Origin of the sequence: Methanocella sp. MCL-LM, assembly GCF_049676595.1 — an archaeon.
Taxonomy (GTDB): Archaea; Halobacteriota; Methanocellia; order Methanocellales; family Methanocellaceae; genus Methanocella_A.
The window spans coordinates 962,128-983,871 of sequence record NZ_CP187259.1; the positions used below are offsets into that span (position 1 = coordinate 962,128).

Here is a 21,744-nt window from a genome sequence, read left to right on the forward strand (position 1 = left end):
GCGTTCGTGTACGTTCACGTTTATAGCTCGACTTTGATGCCGTAGCACTTTTCGGGGTTGTCCTTGTGCACCTTGAAAAAGAGCTCTTCGGGGGTGCCGGTTCTGATCGCTTCTTTCGTCTTTCTGGGCACGGTCTTCGGTCCCAGCACCGCTCCCGGTCGGTTTGCGTCATCGATGTAGTCCGTCTCCAGCATGAACCTGGAGCCCTGGGCGACTGCTTCTTCCAGCGCGCCTTTCGAGGCGATCACGGACGGGAAGATGTTGAGGGTCTCGCACTTCTTCACCAGCGGCGGGGAGAAGTGCTTGATCACCCGCCACGGGGGAAGGCCGGCCATGGAGGCGATTTCCGACAGGGACTCCATCGTGTTGTCTTCCGATTCGGTGTGTAGCTGGATGGCGCAGTCCCGTTCTTTGCACAGGTCCATGGCGTGGCGCATCAGCATGTTTGACTGCTCCCATATCTCCGGGGAGACCGGGTAGTGGGGCCTGCCTGACTTGACGCCGATGGCCTTGCCCTCTGCCACGTATCCGGCGGCAATGTCGAGCCCTTCCTCGACAATGGCGTACGCCTCGTCTATGCCTCTCGTCTCTGCCAGCCCCACGAACTCCGCCGGGTGGACGCCTATGACTGCGTAAGCCTTGACAAACTCGTTTGCCTGCCTGACCGCCTCGATTGTGAGGTCGAAGACTGCGCGGTAATCCTCGGCGCTATTGATCGCCATGCCGGTTTCGCCGGCGGGCAGAGACACGATGATCACGTGAGTGCCGCCTGCATTCTTGAACTCCTTGATGGCTTCCATGCCCCGGCCGGTGCGGAGGTTGATGTGCATGTGGTCGTCCATGATCGGCAGCGACGAGCTATACATGAATGAGTCTAATGCGCGGTTCAAAGTTAAAGCTTGCCACAACCCGGAACGCGAGCATGCCTTCTGGGCCCCGGGCGGGACGTTCTGCAGGTCTGCGGGCACCTCTATTTTTCGCCGGGCTGCGTATCTTACGGGTTTATGGCCTCACTATCTGCCTTTTTTACAGAAAAACAAAAGATATATACGGTATATTGGAGATATCTGAATAGGTAAAACTTTCATTAGGATGATTGATATTTGTGTCTCAGCCTGACGCGAGCTTGACTGTCCTGAAGGGCAAGCTCACTTTTCTGGTATCGTTCGACACCGGCGGCGAAGTTGATAAGCAGACGTTGTCCGGCTTCTTCAAAGTCCAGTCCGGCACCGAGTACAGCAAGCCTGTAGAGGTTAGCTTCGGTAAGCTTACCGGGCTGCTGGTCTCGGAGAAGGAGAAGCTGAACAAGATCTGCGACGTCACGGGTTCCGCTGACCTTTATGCGATGGGTGTAGGAATTATCCGGGTTGACTTCGACATACCTGAGGGCATGACTGTGAGCGACGTTATCATGGCCATGCACATCAACGGCATCTACATCGACGGCCTCGACCTGAACGCTTTCATCGCGCGCAAGATGAACGAGGTCCGGGAGCAGATAAAGCCGGGGTCGACGGCCAAGGCTAAGGTATTCTACCAGCACACCAAGAAGTACAGCATGCTCAAGCTGGAAAAGTATACTCCGGTCCTTGATCCGGCGGACCTCAAATCCCAGTACGGCACGGATATCACCCGGTTTTTATCCGGCGAGTCATCCCAGCGGAGGCTGCACAGCAAGGAAATCTCTGATAAGCTGTCCCACGACATCTCGTACTACGACGAGGATTTGTTCCTCGTTTCCTACGAGGCGGCGGTGGTCAAGGGTTGCGACGACTACTTCAACGATATCCGGCTGTACCTCGAGCTGGGGCTGGCACTGTCGTTCTTATTCCACATCTACGACTGGAAGATCGACGCAGAGATCGGCCAGGCGTTCAAGGCGATCAAAACCGCGCAGAAGTCGACCATGTTCACCCAGGCGCCCAGGCGGCTGGAGCGCTCGCTGCTCAAGGTCAGCGAGTTCAAGCTGGACATCTTGGACAACCTCGAGGACCTGATGAACCCGCTGAAGGTCACCTCGGACTGGTACTACCAGGGTGCCTACGAGCACATTCTCCGGCTCTTAAAAGTAAAGGATTACGAGGGCATCGTCACTCACAAGATCGACGCTCTTGAGGACCTCTACTCCACGGCACAGGAGATCTCGTACAGTAAGATCGCGCTGATCACGGAGATCATCATCATCCTGCTCATCGCTTTCGAGGTTGTGGCGTTCCTGCCTCGTTAGCGGCCAGAAGGGTCTCGATCCTGTTCAGCCCGCGGTATAGGCTTGCCGCCTCTTCCTCTCCGGGCATGGTGTCGCAGCCCTTGCGGATGACCTCCGCCAGCGGCTCCAGGTCTTCTCTCTCGATCAGGATCTCCTGTCCGGGCTTGAAGAGCGCCGCGAGATTGCCGGCGACAACGGCCAGGTTCGCCATTTTTACCTGCTCTGCGTACTCGTTCAGGCCAGCCCCGGCGGCCTCGTCCACCGCCGACTGTTCCCTTGCGGCCACGGCTGCGCAGGCGATGCGGATCACTCGCAGCTCTTCCCGGTCGAAGCTGACCGAGTAATATGACCGGCCCACTTTGAACATCGACATGGTCAGTGCTTAGGAGAACGCGGGGATAAAACAGGGTAAAAAGAAAACCGGCGGCAGCCGGCGATTACTGCGAGCAACCAGATACTCTGGCTCAGCTGTTCCTGATCTCTTCGATGACCAGGTCTGCGACTTCCTTGACGGCCGCTTCCACTTCAGGGGACATCTCTTTGGTGAACTCGGTCAGCCTGATGACTTCCACGCCGTAGATGATGATCTCTTCGGGCATCTTCTGCACCACGCGCCCGATGTTGATGGTGTCGACCAGGTTTAGGTCGTGGAGCGAGAGCATGAACATGTCGGAAGGGGGCATCTCCTTGTCTGTGAACCGGTAAACCGTGCCGATCGGCTCGTTGCCGGTCTGGACCGAGTCGATGATGATGATCTTGTCGGCATCCTCTATCCATGAGAGGATAGCCATACCGCCCACGCCGGCGTCGATCAGCTCGACGTTCTCCGGTATCTCCCGGGTCTGCAGCTCCTCCAGCACTCGGGGGCCGAACCCGTCGTCCCCGACCAGGATGTTGCCGATGCCTAAAACTTTAATGATCTTCATGAAACCTCTTTTTTATCCTTTGATGATGGTGCCGATGGGCTCGCCCTTTACAGCCTTGATCAGGTTCTTCGGCTGCTTGCCGTTGACCACCACGGTGGGTATGCGGGAGCGCTTGACGATCTGGGCGCCCAGCGGGTCGAAGATGTTGTTAGCGCCGGCGGTCATCTCGATCTTCGTGACCATGTCGACCAGCTCCTGCGGGGACATGGTGTCGATCTTGGTCGCCTTCGGGTCGAACTTCGGGTCGGCGGTGAATACGCCGTCCACGGACGTGGTGCGGATCAGCAGATCTGCATGCACGTACTCGGCGAGAATGGCTGCAACTGCGTCTGTGGTCTGGCCCGGTACGACGCCGCCCATGACTACTACTTTGCCGGAGTACATCGCCAGCCCTGCTTCCTGGTAGTCGTAGGGTGGCTCAGGGTATGCTATATCGCCGAGCGCGGAGATGAGCAGCCTGGCGTTCAGGCGGGATACGCCTATGCCGATATAGTCCAGAATTGAGTTGTTGGCGCCCAGCTGTTTGGAAACGTTGATGTAATCTCTGGCCGGCGTTCCTCCGCCGATCACGATGAGGATGGTGTGATCCTCGTCAGCAAGCTGCTTGATCACGTCCGCGTAATCCTTAAAGCGCTGTGCGTCCAGACCCTGCACAATGGCTGAGCCTCCCACCTTAACTACGATCTTCATGGTTCCTGCCTCTGGTGGATACGTACCGGACGGAGCGGCACGTTCACACGATAATGGCAATTGCAGTATATAAAGGTGCGGTATACATGTATATTGCCGGTGTTGTGTGGCCGAACGCTCTGATAATTTGGTTTTCTTCGCTACTGAAAAGCTTTATATTGTTGTACGATGCTATGAAGTCTCCAGTCTAAAGTTTGGGGTATATAATGGTCAGATTACATGTGCTGGTTATCGTTTCGACTCTCTTACTGCTGGTCGGGACCGCTCCCGCACAGGCAGCCTCCGGGGATGCCGGAATTCATTATACTAAAATTATCGTAGAGCCGGACGGCCCGGATTTTCACGTGACCGTCTACTTTAACACGGGCTTCATGACCAAAGTGTTCTCCATGCTTTTCGGCACGGGATCGCTGAGAGCCTCCATACTGGACGAGGTAGCCGGCTTCGGTGACGTAGACCTGCAAACCCTGGATACCACCGACTGCGTGGCCAGCTTCGTAGCCTCCAACCAGTCTTCCTATTCTGACGGGTGGTACATGTATGACAGCAACGCCCGGTTACCGGTCCCCGTCGACCAGCTTGAGATACGGGGCGGTTCACTGGACAGGCCCATTATCATCAACAACGCAACCGAAGTGCCTGACTTCTTCTACCAGTAGCCAGGCCTGAGGGCAAAAAAAAATTTTCAAATACAGTAATTTCTGCTACTTCTACTTCTTCTGGCGCCAGCCCTTTTTACCCGCCTTGAGCGCCGAGGGCAGGTCGACGAAATAGCTGCCTTCCTCTTTCGACATGACCAGCTCTTTGCGGCTCATGAGTACTGGCAGGTTGATGTCGTAAGTGCCGGGCTCTATGATCCTGACGCTCTCGATGCGGGGCCCTTCCTGGCGGCCTTCGGCCGCAGAGATTTTTGGCTCCGGGGGTTTGGGCTCGGGCTTCGCCGACGGTTCCTTGATCTGCTGCAAGTTTTCCCTCGCGGCTTCGTTGGCCTCCAGCTCGGCCCTGGCCAGCTTTTCCGCCTGGGCGACGTACTCTGCCACTGTCGGGGATGAGGGCGGTTTAGCCTCTTTTTTGGGCCGCACGTACTGGAACTTTTTGCAGCCGCAGACCGGGCAGCCCATCTTCAGGTCGATGGAGCCGCTGTCGACGATGTTCTTGCAGTCAATGCACCGGTGGGGCATATTTTTACCTCAGGAGATCAGTGCGGAGATCATGTCCTTCTCGCACCGGACCGTTTTCATCCTGTCTGCAGGGCCGATCACAGTCATCCGCCTGCTATCCTTCTTCCCGAGCCTGCCGAGCCACGATTTCTTAGCCTCGTGGGGGTAGCTCTGGATTTCGATGCCGGAGAAGACTTCGCCGATCTGCGTCATGGTCGACTCGATCAGCCTGGCCTCCTCGAAAGGATCGAGGCCGTTCTCCAGGATCACGACCTGGCCTCGCTTGACGTCTTCCAGGATCAGGGCGACCTTTTCCACTGAGCTGAGGGACTTAAGCCTGTCGGCAGAGATCATGTTGATCTGGACGTCCACGCTCTCACCCGAACCTGTGGGCGATGGTCTCATAAAGCAGCTCTATGTTGGTACCTTTCAGGGCAGACACCGGCACGACGGTGTGCTGGGGGAACGCGCCCTTGATGCGCTCGACTGAGGCGCCATCCAGGTCCATCTTGTTGGCCACGATCAGCATCGGGAGGTGCCTCGCCTCCATGTTGCCTACCACGGTTACGTTGACCTGGGTGTACGGGTCCTCTTTGGCGTCCATGACCAGGAGCACTCCGTCGAGGTTGTCCATCCACTTGATGGCCTCGATCACACCTTCTGTGGCCTCCTTGGCTCTGCGGCGGGCCTCTTCTTCCGGAATGCCCATCGCCATGAAGTCGTGGAAATCGATGCGGGTCGCCAGGCCCGGGGTGTCTATCACGTCGAGGGTGATCGATGCACTGCCTGCTTTAATTGTCACTCCCTCTCTCTTTTTTACCCTGCGGGTCTCGTGGGCGATGGGCGATGCCGTGCCCATGGTATCCCCGGTAAAATCTGAGACGATGCGGTTGGCCAGGGTGGTCTTGCCCGCGTTCGGCGGGCCGTAAATCCCTATTCTGGCCATCTTGCGCCGGGCAAACAGGCCTCTGACCTTCGCCAGGCTACCCTTGATACTTGTAAAAATTGACATCCTATCCCCTGCCGTTTTTCAATATGCTGCTGTACCTATATTAAGCATATGCTGCGGACTCGAATATATCCACAACAGGCTTATTCGAGTCCATTGAGGCCGCTTCATAGAAGCGGATACTTCATGGAAGCGGACGCTTCATAGGCGCGGATACATCATAGAAGCGGACGCTTTATAGAAGCGGACGCTTCACGGAAGCGGACGTTGCGGTTACGTTCGTGCCGATCGCCGGCAGAGACGCCTCTGCCCGTAATTAAAATGGGTGAGCATTGATATACGGGAAGTATCGTGGTTTTATTATAGATAATATTTTAATCAAAATGGCACGATGTAATTATGATAGAATATGAAAGGAGCATGCCCATGGAGACGGACATATCAGTGAGCGACGTGATGTCGCGCAAGCTCATCACCGCCGACGTGTCTGAGACGGCGGAAACGATCGGAAGCAAGATGGCTGCATCCAGGACTGGCTGCGTCATCGTGATCAGGGACGCTCAGCCCGTGGGCATCGTGACCGAGCGGGACCTGGTCGTCAAGGTGATCTCTAAAAACTTGCAGCCTTCTTCTATTCAGGCAGAAGCGCTCATGTCGACTCCGCTCATCACGGTCCCGCCGGAAAAAAGCGCCGAGCTGGCATCCCGGGAGATGGTAAGGCACAGGATTAGGCGGCTCCCCGTGGTGCAGGGGAAAAAGCTGATCGGTATCGTAACGGACTCCGATCTGTTATCTATCTCCTCAGAGCTTAGCGAGATCCTCCGGGACCTGATCCGGCAGAATAACCCCCAGGGAGAGTTTTCCGGGGGAAAGGAGGGTATAGTCTCGCCCGACTCCTTCAGGCAGGGCATCTGCGAGGTCTGCCAGAACTTCAAGGAGTCTCTGATCAACATCGATGGCACTTACGTTTGCTCGAGATGCCGGGACGAGCTGCCATTTTTCCAGTGAACTGCTGTGTGATAGTATGAAAGTGGAAGACGTTATGTCAGTAAACCCTGTGTGGGTAAGCCCTGGCGAGTTCGTGACGAAAGCGCGGGAGCTCATGAGGGATAATAACATCCAGAGCCTGCCCGTGGTGAAGAACGGCAAGTACGCAGGCATGATAACTGTGCAGGATATCATCAACGTGACCTCGACCAAGTCCGACGTTACTATCGACGGGTACGTGCGGCTCGACGTGCCGACGGTCACTCCCGATACTGATCTGGCTACCGCAGCCCGGAAGATTATCAACACAGACGAAGGCAGGCTGCCCGTCATTCTCGACGGCGGCCGGATCATCGGCATTTTGAGCATCGTGGACATGTTCGAAGGTGTGGACGACCTGGGCCTGCCTGACCTGCCCGTAAGCGAGGTCATGACCCGGAAAGTGGTAGTTTGCGAGCCGGGAGACCTGATTTCCCGGGTGTGGAGGAACATGACTGAGTTTGGTATCTACGGCTTTCCTGTTGTCCGGGCGGGCCAGGAAGTCATCGGGATGATCACCCGCGAGGACATCCTCCGGCGGGGCTACGTGCGGTTCCAGCGGGAGGGCGAGGATTCTCAGAAGCCGCCCAGCATCGTCCAGATGGTTATGAGCACCCCGGCCGTTACCGTGACCGAAGATGATGGCGTGAAAAAGGCGGCCGGGATCTTCTCGGAGAGAGGCATCGGAAGGCTGCCCGTGGTCAAGAATAATAAGCTCACGGGGATCGTGGACCGCTACGACATCCTGAAGGTATGCAGGAGGCTGCTGACCGTTGACTAGAGTAAACAGGAACGAAGTCGGGGAATTCGGAGATCAGCGGCGGAGCCGGCGATACAACTCCGGGCGGTTCGAGAGCGACCTGCAGAGAGGCCAGGTGACCAGGGACCTGAACTTCAAGCAGCGCATATCCAAGCACGAGAGCGGCATCATGGCCGTCGCCAGGAAGGAAGTCGTCACTATACCGCCCACCACGACCGTCATGGGCGCGGCTAAGACTATGGTGGGCTACAGCTACCGGCGCCTGCCCGTGGCCGATCCCGGTACCAAGCGGATCGAAGGCATCTGCACGGTGATCGACGTCATCAACTTCCTGGGCGGCGGAGACAAGCGCTGGATCATCGATCGCAAGTACGACGGCAACATGATTCTTGCCATCAACGCCCCGGTCACCGAGATCATGCAGTACGACGTCGTGACGGCGTCTGACGAATCCTCGCTGGAGGACGCGGTGGCCCTCATGATCAACCGGTCCATCGGGGGGTTGCCGGTGGTCGACGAGGAGCGCCGGATAGTGGGAATTCTCACCGAACGGGACGTCGTACGGATCATGGGAGAATCAGTTGCAGGACGAAAGGTGAGTGACATCATGAGCAAACGAGTGACAACGGCGCCGCCTGACATGACTATCGAGGCGGCTGCCCGGATGATGGTTTCAAGCGGCTTCCGGAGGCTGCCGGTCACCGCGGGCAACCTCGTCTGCGGCATCATCACCGCCACCGATATCATGCGCTACCTCGGGAGCGGGGACGCGTTCAGGAAGCTGGTCACAGGCAACGTCGGTGAAGCAATGGGCGCTCCGATCAGCACGATCATGAAGACCGACATCCTCACGACAAAACCTGGCGAGGACCTGGGGGCAGTCGCCCAGATCATGGCGAGGAACCGCATCGGCTGTATGCCGGTCATCGACAGCTCCGGGCTGGCAGGCATCATGACTGAGTACGATATTGTCATGTCGCTCAAGGAGGAAGTATGACTTCCGTGGACGAGATCATGTCCGCGCCGGTCTTCGCGGTGTCGGCTCGGGACAACCTGGCCAGGGCCCGGAACCTGATGCTTCGCAACGATGTGTCTCGCCTCGTTGTCGTAGATGAGGGCCGTCTTCTGGGTATAGTGACGAAGAAAGACCTCGGAATGCGGCTGAACCAGTCCGAGCCCCAGTGGCGCCGGCGGCCTCTTGACCAGGTCCCGGTAGACCTGATCATGACCCCGGATCCCATCACTGTCGAACCCTCCGGGGAGGTACAGGCAGTGGCGCAGACAATGCTCGACCGGGATGTGTCCAGCCTCGTCGTGTACAACAGCAAGGACGGGGTGCTGGGTATCGTGACCAAGCACGATCTGGTCAGGTATTTCACCCTCGTCGGATGCCCGCTCAGGGTGGGGGACATGATGTCCGGCAAGCCTGCAGTGGTGAGCCGGCTGCACACGATTAACAGCGTCATCGATGTCATGACAGAAAATAACACGGACCGGGTTGTCGTAACCGACGCGGACAACGAGAAGAACGCTTCGGGTATGATCACCCTCGACGATCTGGGCTTTGTCGAGATCAACCCCCGGACCGGGAAAAGTTTCAAAGAGGCGAGAAAAGAGTCCATAGGGGGCCCAAAAAGGTATCGTGCTTACGTTAAGCTTCCAATGGTTGCCGAAGACGTCATGGCTTCGCCTCTTGTCACCGTGCAGCGAAAGACGATGGCGCAGGATGCTGCCAGGATCATGGAAGAGAGTAATTTCGACATGCTCCCCGTGGTCGATGGGGAGATCGTCGGGCAGTTCAACTACGAAAATATCCTGAAATGGCTGTCGGAGGGCCAGGAATGACACAGTTGACAATGATGAAGCTTAAGGACGTCATGTCCAGGCCGGTAATCATAGACAAGTCCGGGCGCATCACCGAGGCGCTCGACATGATGGACAAACACCACGTGCGCAGGCTGATAGTCCGGCACGGCGGCCAGGTCATGGGTATCCTGTCGATCCGCAGCATCTGCGAGTCGCTGGGCTCCCGGCGGAAGTACAACCACCCGCCCTCGCTGTTCCACGCGGCCGACGCGCTGAGCAACAGCTTCGCGCTGCTCAGCCCCGACGATGGCCTGGAAAAGGCTATCCACGCCCTTAAAGAGGTCGACTCCGTCGTGGTCGCCGATACCAGCATCCGGGGATCAGTTTCTACCAGCGACGTCCTCCGGCACGTATCCCCGTCAGGCCCTGTAGCCTCGCTAATGAAGACGCCCCTGACAGCTCCTCCCGACGCCAGGGTCTCTTTTATCCGCAAGCTGATGATGGAGAGAAGCGTCAGCCGGGTACCCATCATGGACGGTGCCACTCTCGTGGGGATCGTCTCCGAGACCGATGTCGCCGCGGCTTTCAGAGGGGTGAAACACCGCTCCAGCCAGACCCACGAGGACAACAACGTGGAGCGCATGATCGCTCTGGACATCATGAGGGTCAACGTCACCACCGTCACTCCGGAAACCGACATCAAGGAGGCGGCCCGCATCATGCTGGACAAAGACGTGGGAGCCCTTCCGGTACTGGACGACCGGCGGCGGCTGGTGGGCATAATCACCAGGCGCGACATCGTTCGCGCCATCTAAAACAACAGCCGGTACGCATCTCTTAGTTACGCCCGGCGCGATCCTTCCTTTTTTACATCGTTTAAACTCCGGGCCGAAGGCCCTCGTTTGCGCCTTCGGCGCAAACTAAAAGTTTAAGTATTCCAGTGACACTGTGTTTAGCGATGCAGGAGTTAGGTGCTACTCTTTCCGGGAACGGTACTGAGGCCGTAAATTCTACGGCCGCTACCAACTCGTCGGCCATGACAGGTTTTTCCATCGACGTTCACCCGCTGGCTGACCCGATCCAGGCTTTCATTACTGCGACCACCGGGGCATCCGGCCTCATGGCCGATGTCGCCACAGCGGCCGTAATCATCGTAATCTTTACGATGCTTTCGGAAGTGGCCCGCTACTTTGTCAAAAACATAGCCCCTAAGCTGGTCAAGCATACATCCTCCTCCCTCGATGACGAGCTCCTCGCGGCGATCAAGAACCCCATCGCCGTGCTGTTTCTGGCCACGGGCGTTTACCTGGCTGTGAAGTCCATGGATAACCTCTCCTCGGGCCTGATCGAAACGCTCGACCACACGGCCCTGGCGACGCTGGTCCTGGTCATCGCGTACTTCGTGAGTAACCTGCTCAGCGCCTTGCTCCGGTGGTACTCCCGGGACGTGGCACCTCACACCGACTCGGACCTGGACGACCATCTGATCCCGTTTGCGGAAAAAATGATCAGCGTTGTCGTCTACCTGCTGGCGTTACTGATCATCCTGAGCGCCTTCGGTATCGAGATTACCGCGCTGGTCGCCAGTATGGGCATTGCGTCCCTCGCCGTGGCTCTGGCTGCCCAGGAATCGCTGTCCAACATCTTTGGCGCAGTCGCCATCCTGATGGACCGCCCGTACAAGGTGGGAGACCGCCTCCACATCCCCGGCATCGGCCAGGGCGATGTGCTCGACATAGGCATGCGCAGCACCCGGGTAATGACCAGAACCCGCCAGGTCATCGTGATCCCTAACAAGGAGATGGCGAACACAGAGATCGTGAACCTCTCGCTGCCCGATTCCCGCCTTCGCCTGCAGCTGACCGTAGGAGTCGCCTACAAGGCAGACATCGACCGGGCCTGCAAGGTCCTGGAAGAAATTGCCGGGGCGAACGAGCTGGTACTGAAGGACCCGAAGCCTTCCTCCTACGTTTCCTCCCTCGGCGACTTCGCGGTGCAGATTACTCTGCTCGTGTGGATCGCCGACTACCGGCAGGACTTAGACGTGCCGGACCAGATCTACCGGCAGATCCTCGCCCGGTTTAAAGAAGAGGACATCGAGATCTCGTACCCGGTCATGACCGTCCTGCCCCGGGCGGCATAGTATTCTTTGAGTTAATCCTGAGCCTGCCAAACGAATACGGACGCTGCGCTGTGCGTTTCAGATTACCCAGATGACGTGTGACAGCAAGACGATCGCTGCGCTGTGCGTTTCGGATTACTCCGATGACGTGAGATAGCAAGACGAACGCTGCGCTGTGCCAGATCACAGATTACGCAGAATCTGATGATTCTGACAGATTTAACAGATTGCACAGACGGCTATATTAGATAAGAAGAATACTGGGAACCATTCTATTTTATTATCGATTAGCATCTGTGCAATCTGCGTAATCTGTCAGAATCTGTGATCCTGGCACAGCGCAGCGATCGTGTACGTTCACGAGCACAGAGATAACACTTTTGATGCTATCCGAGTAATCAGTATCAAGCACAGCGCAGCGTTCGTTTTTAGGATCGAACTATTTTCTCGGGTACTTATGGCCCCGGGAACGGTCCCTGGGCTTCTTGCTGCGCTCTACCTCCAGCTTTTCTTCGCTCTTGACCTTTCCAGGCGGCATCTCCGTCAGTTCGACCGTCCGGAGATCGGGCTCTTTTATGATCATGCCCAGCGCGGCGGCCAGAACCGAGGCCGGGTCATTGTCTTTCAGCAGCTCTTCGGCGAGGTCGATGTACCTCTGGCTGTCCCGGGACTCTATCGCTTTCAGTATCTCTTCCTTTGCCATCTGCTTCTGGCCTGCGACGGCTTCCTGATCCGTCGGGGCCTTCAGCGGCACTATCCGCTGGCCGGCATACTGCTCCAGGTTTTTCAGCAGGCGCTTTTCCGCCGGGGTGACGAAGGTGACGGCGACCCCTGTTTTGCCCGCCCGGCCGGTCCTCCCTATGCGGTGAACGTAGCCTTCGGGGTCCTGGGGCACGTCGAAATTATAAATGTGGGTGACTCCGCTTATGTCCAGGCCTCTGGCGGCCACGTCGGTCGCAATCAGGAGCCTGATGCTGCCTTCTTTGAACTGCTTCATGACGCTGTCCCGCTCGGCCTGCTCTAGATCGCCGTGCAGGCCTCTTACCGGATAGCCTTTTTTCGTCAGTGCTTCGTACAGCTCGGTCACTCGCTTTTTCGTCCTGCCGAAAACGATGGCCAGCTCAGGTGCCTGGATTAGCAGCAGCCTGACCAGGGCGTCGAACTTTTGTTTCTCCTCCGCCTCTACGTAGTATTGAGCTATGGCCGGGACGCTGACCTTGTCCGCCTTTATGCCCAGCATGGCCGGCTCTTTCATGAACGTCCGGGTCAGCTCGAGGATCGGCTCCGGCATCGTGGCGGAAAAAAGCATGACCTGGCAGGTTTCCGGCATTTTTTTAAGGATGGTCTTCGTATCCTGGAGAAAGCCCATCTCCAGCAGCTTATCGGCTTCGTCGAGTACAATCGTCCGGCAGGCGTCCAGGCTGATGGTCTTCAGCCTCAGGACGTGATCGATGAGCCTCCCCGGGGTGCCGACGACTATCTGCGGCCTGCTTTTTAGCCCGTGTATCTGCCGGTGGACGTCCTGGCCACCGTAGATGGCCAGGGACCGGATACCTTTGAACTCCCCTATTCTGTTCAGCTCTTCCGAGACCTGGATTGCGAGCTCTCTGGTCGGAGTTATGACGACCGCCTGTACCTGGCCCGGACTGGCGTTGCAGTGCTCGATTACCGGTATGCCGAACGCCACGGTTTTCCCGGTGCCTGTCTGGGCCTGCCCGACGAGGTCGCCGCCTTTTAAGGCTACGGGTACTGCTAACTCTTGTATGGGCGTAGGTGTGGCAAAGCCCATTTTTTCCAGCGACCTGCGGACAGGTTCGCTCAGGTGGTAAGCATCGAATGATGTCAAGGAGATCAGGTCCGGAAATTTTTTGACTTTTCAGTTAAAATTACTTTTCTGCCCTTTCTACAAATAACCGGGCAGTACTATTGCTGGTTAACCGATTGTGACAGAAGGCTTATCAAACCTTTGTATAAAGACTATTTTATGAAGCGACGACAGCTTATGTACCTATTGGTTTCCCCACTGCTGGTGGTGCTAGCCCTTTCTCCCCTACTGCCGGCTATGGCGGCCGCAGCTACCTACGAGCCGTATCCGGCTATGCCTGCCGGGCACACCACCGGCAGCCTCACCGGCCGGGTCACCAACACGAACGGCACCGGGATACAGGGAGCCAACGTAACTATCGTCAACGCTTCTAACCTCAGCCTCTTTTACACCGGGGGCAAGACTGACTCGGAGGGTAATTTCGGCTTCTCCGGCATCAACTCGTCCGGCGGCCAGGAGGCTTACCGGGTGTATGCTAACGCCTCCGGCTACAGCGATGCATATTCTGTACCCGTACGCATCGAGCCGGGGAATACGTGTAATGTCCATACCCTGATCCTCGGCGGAAGCGGGCCTTCGCCTACTCCCACGCCATCGCCCACCCCGAAGCCCGGCAACGTGTCCGGGTACGTTACGCTGGCCGGCTATGGCGGAGCCATAACCGATGCAAGGGTTTGTCTTGTAGACGCGCTGGACGCGTTTACTGTCTACAACGCTACTTATACAAACACCAGCGGCTATTACCGGTTCGAGGGCGTCCGTATCATCGGCGCTCCGGGCTACCGGGTGCACGTGGAGAAAGACGGCTACGTCGAAGCTTATTCGGCGCCTTTCAACGTGAACCAGGGCGCGTCTGTCTCGGTCAACATGACCGTAAACAAAATCCCGGAGCCGACTGCCACTGCCACTTCTGGTAACAACCCGTCCGGCCGCGTAAATACGACGACAGATGCTACGATAATCTCATCCGCAACTCCCGCCTCGCCGGCGAACGCAGGCATTCCCGGACTGCCGGGCTTCGCAGCCATCACAGCCGTCGCAGGTGTGGTAATTGCATACGCTGCAGTCAGAAAGCAGTAGGCGGGCTTTCCAGCCGCCTCAACCGTCGCCGACGTAATACCTGGCCGTGGCAGTTACACGTTATCTTTTTATCGGTAAGAAAAGGATATTTACAGTTCGTAAGAAAAAGCTTATCATATTTTTGCTCATATTGAGATTCATGGTCAGCCGACTACTTCCCAGCTTATCGTCGCTTATCATGCTACTTATCTTGCTCATGGCGTGCTCGGGGCCGATGATGGCCACCGCTTCCGCCACTGTACCGTTCCCGCCGATGCTGCCCGGAGAAACCGCCGGCAGCGTCACCGGCCGGGTTACCACGAATGCCAGCGTCGCCATGGGCGGCGTGACAGTCTACGTTGTCAACGCATCCGACAGCGGTATCCAGTACCTCAGCAGCAAAACCGACAACAACGGGTACTTCACCTTCGCCGGCGTCAACGCGACGAATGGCAGTGCAGTCTACCGGGTCATGGCAACTGCGCTCGGGTACGACAACGCGACCTCTTCGGCGTTTTCGGTCAGCCCCGAGACGACCGCCACCGCTTACATCATGATGACGCGTAACTACTCCATAGTGACGCCCACCCCGACGCCTGTGCCCGGGCCGGGCGACATCGCGGGCACCATCAAGATCGAAAACACCTCGAAGGGGATCATCAACGCCAGAGTTTCGCTGGTGAAGGCGGACCTCCAGTACGTTACGATCACCAGCGCCGTCACCGACAGCAGCGGCCGCTACCACTTCTCCGGGGTTGACTACCTGTCCGCTCCGGGCTACAAGCTGCGGGTGGAAAAGGACGGCTACAACGAGAAGTTCACTGCGCCCTTCCTGATTGTATCCGGCTCGACGGTAACTCAGGACGTATCGCTGTCCCCGTCGGCTTCGGCTAATACTACGCCCACCGCCACAGCGGCGCCTGACACCCAGACACCGACCCCGCAGACTTCCCCCACGGCGTCGCCCAAGGCCAATGCAGGCATCCCCGGCTTCGGGGTCGCGGCAGCCCTCGCGGGCATGACCCTCGCATATGCGCTGGCAAGGAAAAAATAGGGCCGGCGCATACTCCTTTTATTATTCCTTTTTATGATGTGTACGCTACGCTGTGCTGGCGTTACTATTTCAGGGATGTGGGTAGAACAGTTCTCTCTGTGCTCGTGACCGTACACGAACGCTGCGCTGTGCTCGATACTGATTTCTCGGATAGCATCAAAAGTGTTATCTCTGTGCCCGTGAACGTACACGATCGCTGCGCTGTGCTTGATACTGATTTCTCGGATAGCATAAAAAATGTTGTCTCTGTGCCCGTGAACGTACACGAACGCTGCGCTGTGCCAGGATCACAGATTCTGACAGATTGCGCAGATTGCACAGATGCTAATCGATAATAATAGAATAGTTCGCAGCATTCATCTTATTTAATGTAGTCATCTGTGTAATCTGTGCAATCCGTAACAATCTGTGATCTGGCACAGCGCAGCGTTCGTGTTGCTGTCTCACGTCATACGGGCAATCAGAAACGCACAGCGCAGCGTTCGTGTTGCTGTCTCACGTCATACGGGCAATCAGAAACGCACAGCGCAGCGTTCGTGTTGCTGTCTCACGTCATACGGGCAATCAGAAACGCACAGCGCAGCGTTCGTACTGTTGAGCCACTCAATTGGAGCAATCAGGAATCGCTATAACTGACGGGCGTGTACCACTGTAGGTCCTCTCGCAGGCTCTTTTCCGCAAACCTGTACTCGCTCGCCCGGGTTATCCTGGCGGCGGCATCTGTGGCCTGAATTATGAGGAAGCCTCCCATGATCAGCCGCAGCACCAGTACCATAGAGAAGGGTAGCAGGCCGTTGAACGGTGATATGATGATGATCCCGGCGAGGACCAGCGCGATGATCAGCGAGGCCAGGCCGTCGGCCAGCACCATCGGCCACTTGCGGCTGACATGACCGTAGGCGTAGACCAGGAATACTTTTCCGACGAGGACCAGGTTCATGATGCCCAGGAGCAGGCCGAAGTCGTTGATGAACGTGTGCAGTGCCACCTGCTGGTTGCTCAAAGAATAGTATAAGGCGATGCCTATCCAGATCATGTCCATAATTCCTATAAGGATAAGAGAGCTTGCCAGCCTCACCAGCGACCAGACCAGCCAGGTGGGCGATATCAGCCGTTTTTTAAGCCTGAGCAGGTAGCTTTCGGGCATGGCGGGGGTCAGCAGGCTGGCTGCCGCCACGACTAAGGCGAACAGGTAGGCAGCGCCGATGGCCGGGCCGATCAGCATGTACCTGAACGGCAATGACCAGAAGCTGATCGCGGGCTCTATACTATGCAGCAGCAACAGCAGCACGAAGAGGCCATTACCGATCGTGACGAACAGCAGAAACCACAGCCGGTGCTCCATCGACTTCATGGCTTAATATACCGAAGGACCGGGGAAAAGGTTTGTGGTACGGGCCACCCCGATACGGCTGCGCCCGGATGTCCTGGCTACCTCATATTTGAGGATTGCCAGTCCTTCCTCGCGTGCACGATCCGGCACATACGTATATGCATATACGGCGCATAGTTAGTGCCGTTACATGCCAGTTATGCCAATCCGGCTCCCGGAGAGACGAACATGTTGTCCGATAAAACCAGCTTAGACTTACACAAGTTCAGGGATCGTATTAACAGGGCTGCGGCCGACGAGTTCAGGACCGCCTCGTACTTTCAGGGCAAGGGTGTGCCCGGCGATCAGATGGCCCTGTCGGTGAGCGAAGGCCTGCTCGACCTGCTGGAGGAAGGCCAGTCCAGGGACCCGAATACTGTCCGGCTGTACAGCGAATGGCTCTACAACCTGATCAGGAAGGAAGGCAAGAAGATCGATACCACCCTGGACTTTCTGGACCGGTACGAGGCCATCGTCACCAGGTTTCTGAACAATGTCGAAGATGCGGACGTCGACGTGTTCTTCGAGATGTGCCGGGACTTCGTCCGCCGGAAGCACGGGCAGTTGACCCAATAGTACGTCCGGGGGCACGGGAATGAAATCTCTAATCGGCGAAGCTCTGGTCGGCGAAGGCAACGAAGTGGCGCACATCGACCTGGCCATCGGGCTGAAGGGCACGCCCTTCGAAACGGCCTTCATGTCCTCGCTGATGCAGCCCGCCATGGGTCACACCCCTCTGCTGGCGGTGCTGGAGCCCAACCTGCCTTGCAAGCCGGCCACGCTGATGGCCAACAAGGTGACCATCAAAAATGGAACGCAGGCGCTCCTGATGTTCGGGCCCGCCCAGGCAGCGGTCGCCAACGCCGTTACGGACTGCGTAGCCGAAGGGGCCATTCCGAAGGGGCAGGCTGAAGACCTGCTCCTCATCGTCTCGGTTTTCATCCACTGGGATGCGCAGGACAAGCAGAAGATCTACGACTACAACTACGAGGCCACGAAGCTGGCTATCAGGCGAGCCTTCGCGGGTGAGCCCAAGATCGACGAGGTCCTGGCGAGGCGCAAGACCGCAAAGCATCCATTCGCTTGCTAGATCGCCTACCTTGGCTACTGGGCAAGTAGACCAATGACTTATTCTGTTCAGTATGGCACTGTGCATGGCTGTGGCACGCTAAAAGCTTTTTATCGATGCCGCCCATGTATCTCCTTTAGCAGTGATTGACATGTTCGTGAAAATCAAGGACATCCTCTCCGGGAAGTACCCGGACGGCGAGGAGATCCAGATCGGCGGCTGGGTCGTGAAGAACAGGTCCAGCGGCAAGATCGTCTTTACGGTCATCCGGGACAGCTCCGGGGAAATCCAGGTCACCACCAAGAAGGGCAACGTCTGCGACGATGCCCTGCGGGAAGCGGACGCCCTCGCGCTGGAAGCCTCGACGATGATCAAGGGCAAGGTTCGCACCGACCCGAGGGCTCCCGGCGGCCGGGAACTGGTCGCCACCGACGTGAAGATCGTCGGGGCATCCCCGGACTATCCTATCTTCGGCGAAGGCCACAACCCCGAGGTGCTGCTCGATTTAAGGCACCTGCACATCAGGAGCAGAGAGCTGGTCGCCATCATGAAAGTGAAGGACTCGGTGCTCAGCTCCTGCAGAGAATGGTTCCGCACCAGCGGCTTCTACGAAGTCACGCCCCCCATCATCATGTCCAGCTCCTGCGAGGGCGGCTCCACGCTGTTTGAGCTCAAGTACTTCGACGAGAAAGCGTATTTGTCCCAGAGCGCCCAGCTCTATTTAGAGTCGCTCATCTTCGGCCTGGAGAACGTGTACTCCGTCACCCCGTCCTTCCGGGCGGAGAAGTCCCGCACCACGAGGCACCTGGCCGAGTACTGGCACATTGAGGGTGAGATGGCGTGGGTCGGTTTATATGATATGATCGATATGCTGGAGAAGCTGGTATCGTTTGTATGTAACAGGACGGCCGAAGAGCGGCCCGAAGAGCTGAAGCTGCTGGGCAGCGATCCGGAATATTTTAAAAATTTAAAGCCGCCTTTCCCGCGTATTACGTACGACGAGGCGATCAAAGTCCTGCAGGCAGACGGCTACGAGGTCAAGTGGGGCGACGACTTCGGCACCCACGAGGAAAGACAGCTTTCCATGCACTACGACAAGCCCCTGTTCATCACCGAGTACCCGCTCGAAGTCAAGGCGTTCTATATGAAAGACGCAGGTAACGCCAAAGTGCTCAACGTCGACATGATCGCGCCCAAAGGCTTCGGCGAGATCATCGGCGGTAGCGAGAGGGAAACGGATCTGGCGCTTTTAGAGGAGCGAATTAAAAAGCAGGGCGAGGACCCGGCGAAGTATGGGTGGTATCTGGATTTGCGTCGCTATGGCTCGGTGCCCCACTCCGGCTTCGGCATGGGCGCAGAACGCCTCGTACGGTGGATCTGCAACCAGGAGCACATCCGGGACACGATACCATATCCGCGTACCATAAGCCGGTTCAATCCGTAACAATAGTTTCTTTGGATGGGCTCGTGCTATACGAGCCTATACTTCTTGTTTTTAATAAGACGACACCCGTTCTAGCGATTGTTAATGTTTACTCTTCTCAGGCCGACTCCCGTTCTAGTGGTTGTTAATGTTTCTCTTCGCGGGTCGACGCCCGCCTGATGGCGGGCTACTCGTCGTTTCGGGTACTGCGACGTCGGGGCCAGTGGGAGGGGTGCCAAGCCCTTCGGCCCGATGATCGCACCCTCGGAGGTCCGACCTGGCTGCGCCTACGGCTGCGCCAGTTGAACCTCCTTCGCAAGCGCTAAGCAACGCCGCCTTCGGCAGGCGTTCATTGCCCCGTCATCTCCGTATCCCCGGCTGCTGCCGGGGACAAGCCCGAAACGCCTCGCCGACCGCTACCCTTTTAGATTGCATCGATTTGCCGACACAACAAGCTGAAAGTATGCGGTCGACGGAGGGTTTTCGGGCTTGTCCTGCCATCAGGCAGGATGCGGAGGCGGCAGGGCAATGGGCACCTGCCGAAGGCGGTGTCGCTTAGGGCTTGCGAAGCAATGTAAACCGGCGGCAGCGTAGCGCCAGCCGGGTTTTCATTGCGAGGGTGCGAGCTCGGCCCTGACGGTGGAGCACCCGAAAAACCGGAGTAGGACGACCCGAAGGGTCGGCCGTCGACCCGCGAAGAGATTTTTTATGTAACTTGTTATTTGTTATTATGAAAACGGCCGCCGACCCGCGATGCGAGTTAATATTTATTTCTGTAGAAATGCCTGTTTGCATCTACCTATCAAATAATAGCCGGTTGCTATTTCGGCGGATGTCTCTACACGTATCTTTTCTCTACACCAATCGAACCTAACGCTGTTCCTCCCCTGATCACCGCGCTTTACCGCGTTTTAATTCGGACAATATACTTAATCATGAATAAAAATACTCGTGTTTATGAAAATTTGTTCCGTCTCCCAGTCCTTTTATCCGTACGTCGGTGGGGTGACGAGGTACCTCCAGGCCCTCGGTAAGCGTTTGATCGAGAGGGGCGACGAGATGATCGTCATCCACTTCAAGACGCCTGAGATGTCTGACTACGAAGTGGTCGACAACATCCGGGTCTACCGGATGGCCGAGTCTGCCGGGCTCAAGGAGTCCATGGAAGGCTACCTTAAATTTAAGGAACTGATCATTGATACCACTCACGGGAGCAAGGCTCCTGTCAGCGTCGACGACCGGTTCGATCACGGGTACTACGATTACCTTGGGTTCAACCTGAGCATGTACGAGAAAGTCAGGCAGGTCTACGAGACCGAGCAGTTCGATCTCCTGCACATCCACGACTTCCAGGTCATGCCTCTCGCCTTCCTGCTCAAGGACGAGATCGACGTGCCCATGGTCTTCACCTGGCACGTACCGTTCACCAACGCCATGCCCGCGGACTGGCGGGACTTCATGGTGCGGTACCTGCGCTACTACGACCAGGTGATCTTTTCGACCGACGAGTACGTCCGGACGGCTGTGGAGAGCGGGCTGAGCCCGGACAGGGTGACCAAGATCAACCCGTTCATAGAGACCTCCTGCTATGCTTTCGCCGGCCCGAACAACTTCAGGGAGAAGTTCGGCATCCCGGAAAAGGACCATCTTTTACTTTGCGTTTCCCGCATGGACCCGCGCAAAGGCCAGGAGTACCTGATCAAAGCCCTGGCAGAGGTAGTCAAAAAGCACCCGGACACGAGCTGCGCTTTCATCGGCAACGGCTCGCTGACGAAAAAGCTGCTGGGCAGGAACGAGCGGGTGGAGAGCCTGAAAGCCTTGGCAGCCGAACTGGGCGTGGCTGACAAAGTCAAGTTCCTCGGCAAGGTGGGCCAGGAAGACTTGCTGGCAGGATACGACGCGTGCGATATGGTCATACTGCCGTCCATCAACGAGGGCTTCGGCTTAGTCTTATCCGAGGCCATGTGCTTTGGCAAGCCGCTGATCGGCTCCAACATCGGGGGCATCCCGGAGCAGATCGTGGACGGGGTGAACGGCTATTTATTCAAGCCGACGGACCACGAGGAGCTGGCGCAATACATCAACTCACTGATCGAGAACCCGGAGGTCTGTAAGCAGATGGGGGCCATCGGGAAGGAGCTGGTACACACCCGTTTCTGCGTCGAAAGGGGCTATAAGGACCACTGTGAGATCTACGATACGATTCACCTGAGGAAGAGGATGAAGGATAACTCCGGGACTGGAGAATCTTTGTTGACAGGGTAAAAGTAGCTACCACTATTGATAGCCGGGCCTGT

23 protein-coding genes are annotated in these 21,744 nt (G+C 57.1%); 14 read left to right on the plus strand and 9 right to left on the minus strand.

What is annotated here, in order from left to right; genetic code table 11:
* Nucleotides 1–20: 20 nt before the first annotated feature.
* Nucleotides 21–866, minus strand: a complete 846-nt coding sequence (locus tag ACPLPM_RS04810; RefSeq protein WP_424359106.1) for a TatD family hydrolase — start codon at nt 864–866, stop codon at nt 21–23.
* Nucleotides 867–1,105: 239 nt separating this feature from the next.
* On the opposite strand from ACPLPM_RS04810, the gene ACPLPM_RS04815 reads away from it, so the two are divergent.
* On the plus strand, nt 1,106–2,227 hold the full coding sequence (locus ACPLPM_RS04815) for a hypothetical protein (protein WP_424359107.1): 1,122 nt from the start codon (nt 1,106–1,108) through the stop codon (nt 2,225–2,227).
* Here ACPLPM_RS04815 and ACPLPM_RS04820 read toward each other — a convergent pair.
* The 3 genes from ACPLPM_RS04820 to pyrH form a co-directional block, all read right to left on the minus strand.
* Nucleotides 2,190–2,579, minus strand: a complete 390-nt coding sequence (locus tag ACPLPM_RS04820; RefSeq protein ID WP_424359108.1) for a hypothetical protein — start codon at nt 2,577–2,579, stop codon at nt 2,190–2,192. The two genes, ACPLPM_RS04815 and ACPLPM_RS04820, sit on opposite strands and share 38 nt — an antisense overlap.
* Nucleotides 2,580–2,670: 91 nt before the next feature.
* Entirely contained in the window at nt 2,671–3,132 is a 462-nt protein-coding gene (locus tag ACPLPM_RS04825) for a hydrogenase maturation protease (RefSeq protein ID WP_424359109.1), read from the minus strand.
* 12 nt (nt 3,133–3,144) lie between these two features.
* On the minus strand, nt 3,145–3,822 hold the full coding sequence (gene pyrH, locus ACPLPM_RS04830; RefSeq protein ID WP_424359110.1) for a UMP kinase: 678 nt from the start codon (nt 3,820–3,822) through the stop codon (nt 3,145–3,147).
* Between the two features lie 206 nt (nt 3,823–4,028).
* Here pyrH and ACPLPM_RS04835 point away from each other — a divergent pair, with 206 nt between their 5' ends.
* On the plus strand, nt 4,029–4,481 hold the full coding sequence (locus tag ACPLPM_RS04835; protein WP_424359111.1) for a hypothetical protein: 453 nt from the start codon (nt 4,029–4,031) through the stop codon (nt 4,479–4,481).
* 51 nt (nt 4,482–4,532) lie between these two features.
* Here ACPLPM_RS04835 and ACPLPM_RS04840 read toward each other — a convergent pair whose 3' ends face one another.
* Genes ACPLPM_RS04840 through ACPLPM_RS04850 form a run of 3 tightly spaced genes read right to left on the minus strand, consistent with a single transcriptional unit; the run spans nt 4,533 to nt 5,994 of the window.
* Nucleotides 4,533–5,003 (minus strand): Zn-ribbon domain-containing protein, encoded by a 471-nt coding sequence (locus tag ACPLPM_RS04840; protein ID WP_424359112.1) that lies wholly within the window; start codon nt 5,001–5,003, stop codon nt 4,533–4,535.
* 9 nt (nt 5,004–5,012) lie between these two features.
* On the minus strand, nt 5,013–5,387 hold the full coding sequence (locus tag ACPLPM_RS04845) for a DUF2073 domain-containing protein (RefSeq protein ID WP_424359113.1): 375 nt from the start codon (nt 5,385–5,387) through the stop codon (nt 5,013–5,015).
* Nucleotides 5,359–5,994: an Era-like GTP-binding protein gene (locus tag ACPLPM_RS04850; protein WP_424359114.1), complete on the minus strand. Its 636-nt coding sequence runs from the start codon at nt 5,992–5,994 to the stop codon at nt 5,359–5,361. The genes ACPLPM_RS04845 and ACPLPM_RS04850 overlap by 29 nt, the downstream gene beginning before the upstream one ends.
* Before the next feature lie 336 nt (nt 5,995–6,330).
* On the opposite strand from ACPLPM_RS04850, the gene ACPLPM_RS04855 reads away from it, so the two are divergent.
* From ACPLPM_RS04855 to ACPLPM_RS04880, 6 genes are all read left to right on the plus strand, one after another.
* Nucleotides 6,331–6,939 carry a cyclic nucleotide-binding/CBS domain-containing protein gene (locus tag ACPLPM_RS04855; protein WP_424359115.1) on the plus strand — a complete coding sequence of 203 codons (609 nt, stop codon included), beginning with the start codon at nt 6,331–6,333 and terminating at the stop codon, nt 6,937–6,939.
* Nucleotides 6,940–6,955: 16 nt separating this feature from the next.
* Nucleotides 6,956–7,738, plus strand: coding sequence for a CBS domain-containing protein (locus ACPLPM_RS04860; RefSeq protein ID WP_424359116.1), 783 nt, complete (start codon nt 6,956–6,958; stop codon nt 7,736–7,738).
* Nucleotides 7,731–8,714 (plus strand): CBS domain-containing protein, encoded by a 984-nt coding sequence (locus ACPLPM_RS04865; protein ID WP_424359117.1) that lies wholly within the window; start codon nt 7,731–7,733, stop codon nt 8,712–8,714. Before ACPLPM_RS04860 ends, ACPLPM_RS04865 begins: the two co-directional genes overlap by 8 nt.
* A complete protein-coding gene (locus ACPLPM_RS04870) occupies nt 8,711–9,562 on the plus strand; it encodes a CBS domain-containing protein (protein ID WP_424359118.1) in 852 nt (283 codons plus the stop codon). The genes ACPLPM_RS04865 and ACPLPM_RS04870 overlap by 4 nt, the downstream gene beginning before the upstream one ends.
* Nucleotides 9,559–10,338 carry a CBS domain-containing protein gene (locus ACPLPM_RS04875; RefSeq protein WP_424359119.1) on the plus strand — a complete coding sequence of 260 codons (780 nt, stop codon included), beginning with the start codon at nt 9,559–9,561 and terminating at the stop codon, nt 10,336–10,338. The genes ACPLPM_RS04870 and ACPLPM_RS04875 overlap by 4 nt, the downstream gene beginning before the upstream one ends.
* A 143-nt stretch (nt 10,339–10,481) precedes the next feature.
* Complete coding sequence (locus ACPLPM_RS04880; protein WP_424359120.1) at nt 10,482–11,666, plus strand: mechanosensitive ion channel family protein; 1,185 nt, start codon at nt 10,482–10,484, stop codon at nt 11,664–11,666.
* A gap of 418 nt (nt 11,667–12,084) precedes the next feature.
* On the opposite strand, the gene ACPLPM_RS04885 is transcribed toward ACPLPM_RS04880, so the two are convergent.
* On the minus strand, nt 12,085–13,491 hold the full coding sequence (locus tag ACPLPM_RS04885; protein WP_424359121.1) for a DEAD/DEAH box helicase: 1,407 nt from the start codon (nt 13,489–13,491) through the stop codon (nt 12,085–12,087).
* A 216-nt stretch (nt 13,492–13,707) separates the two neighbouring features.
* On the opposite strand from ACPLPM_RS04885, the gene ACPLPM_RS04890 reads away from it, so the two are divergent.
* Together ACPLPM_RS04890 and ACPLPM_RS04895 are read left to right on the plus strand one after the other, a co-directional pair.
* Complete coding sequence (locus tag ACPLPM_RS04890; RefSeq protein ID WP_424359122.1) at nt 13,708–14,550, plus strand: carboxypeptidase-like regulatory domain-containing protein; 843 nt, start codon at nt 13,708–13,710, stop codon at nt 14,548–14,550.
* A gap of 139 nt (nt 14,551–14,689) precedes the next feature.
* The gene (locus ACPLPM_RS04895) at nt 14,690–15,583 is read left to right on the plus strand and encodes a carboxypeptidase-like regulatory domain-containing protein (RefSeq protein ID WP_424359123.1); all 894 of its coding nucleotides are present in this window, start codon (nt 14,690–14,692) and stop codon (nt 15,581–15,583) included.
* A 616-nt stretch (nt 15,584–16,199) separates the two neighbouring features.
* Here ACPLPM_RS04895 and ACPLPM_RS04900 read toward each other — a convergent pair.
* The gene (locus tag ACPLPM_RS04900) at nt 16,200–16,937 is read right to left on the minus strand and encodes a hypothetical protein (RefSeq protein WP_424359124.1); all 738 of its coding nucleotides are present in this window, start codon (nt 16,935–16,937) and stop codon (nt 16,200–16,202) included.
* 207 nt (nt 16,938–17,144) lie between these two features.
* Here ACPLPM_RS04900 and ACPLPM_RS04905 point away from each other — a divergent pair, with 207 nt between their 5' ends.
* From ACPLPM_RS04905 to ACPLPM_RS04920, 4 genes are all read left to right on the plus strand, one after another.
* Nucleotides 17,145–17,531: a hypothetical protein gene (locus ACPLPM_RS04905; protein WP_424359125.1), complete on the plus strand. Its 387-nt coding sequence runs from the start codon at nt 17,145–17,147 to the stop codon at nt 17,529–17,531.
* 19 nt (nt 17,532–17,550) lie between these two features.
* Nucleotides 17,551–18,045, plus strand: a complete 495-nt coding sequence (gene fae, locus ACPLPM_RS04910) for a formaldehyde-activating enzyme (RefSeq protein WP_424359126.1) — start codon at nt 17,551–17,553, stop codon at nt 18,043–18,045.
* A 130-nt stretch (nt 18,046–18,175) separates the two neighbouring features.
* On the plus strand, nt 18,176–19,468 hold the full coding sequence (asnS, locus tag ACPLPM_RS04915) for an asparagine--tRNA ligase (RefSeq protein ID WP_424359127.1): 1,293 nt from the start codon (nt 18,176–18,178) through the stop codon (nt 19,466–19,468).
* Between the two features lie 936 nt (nt 19,469–20,404).
* Nucleotides 20,405–21,712 carry a glycosyltransferase family 4 protein gene (locus tag ACPLPM_RS04920; RefSeq protein WP_424359128.1) on the plus strand — a complete coding sequence of 436 codons (1,308 nt, stop codon included), beginning with the start codon at nt 20,405–20,407 and terminating at the stop codon, nt 21,710–21,712.
* The last annotated feature ends 32 nt before the right edge of the window (nt 21,713–21,744 follow it).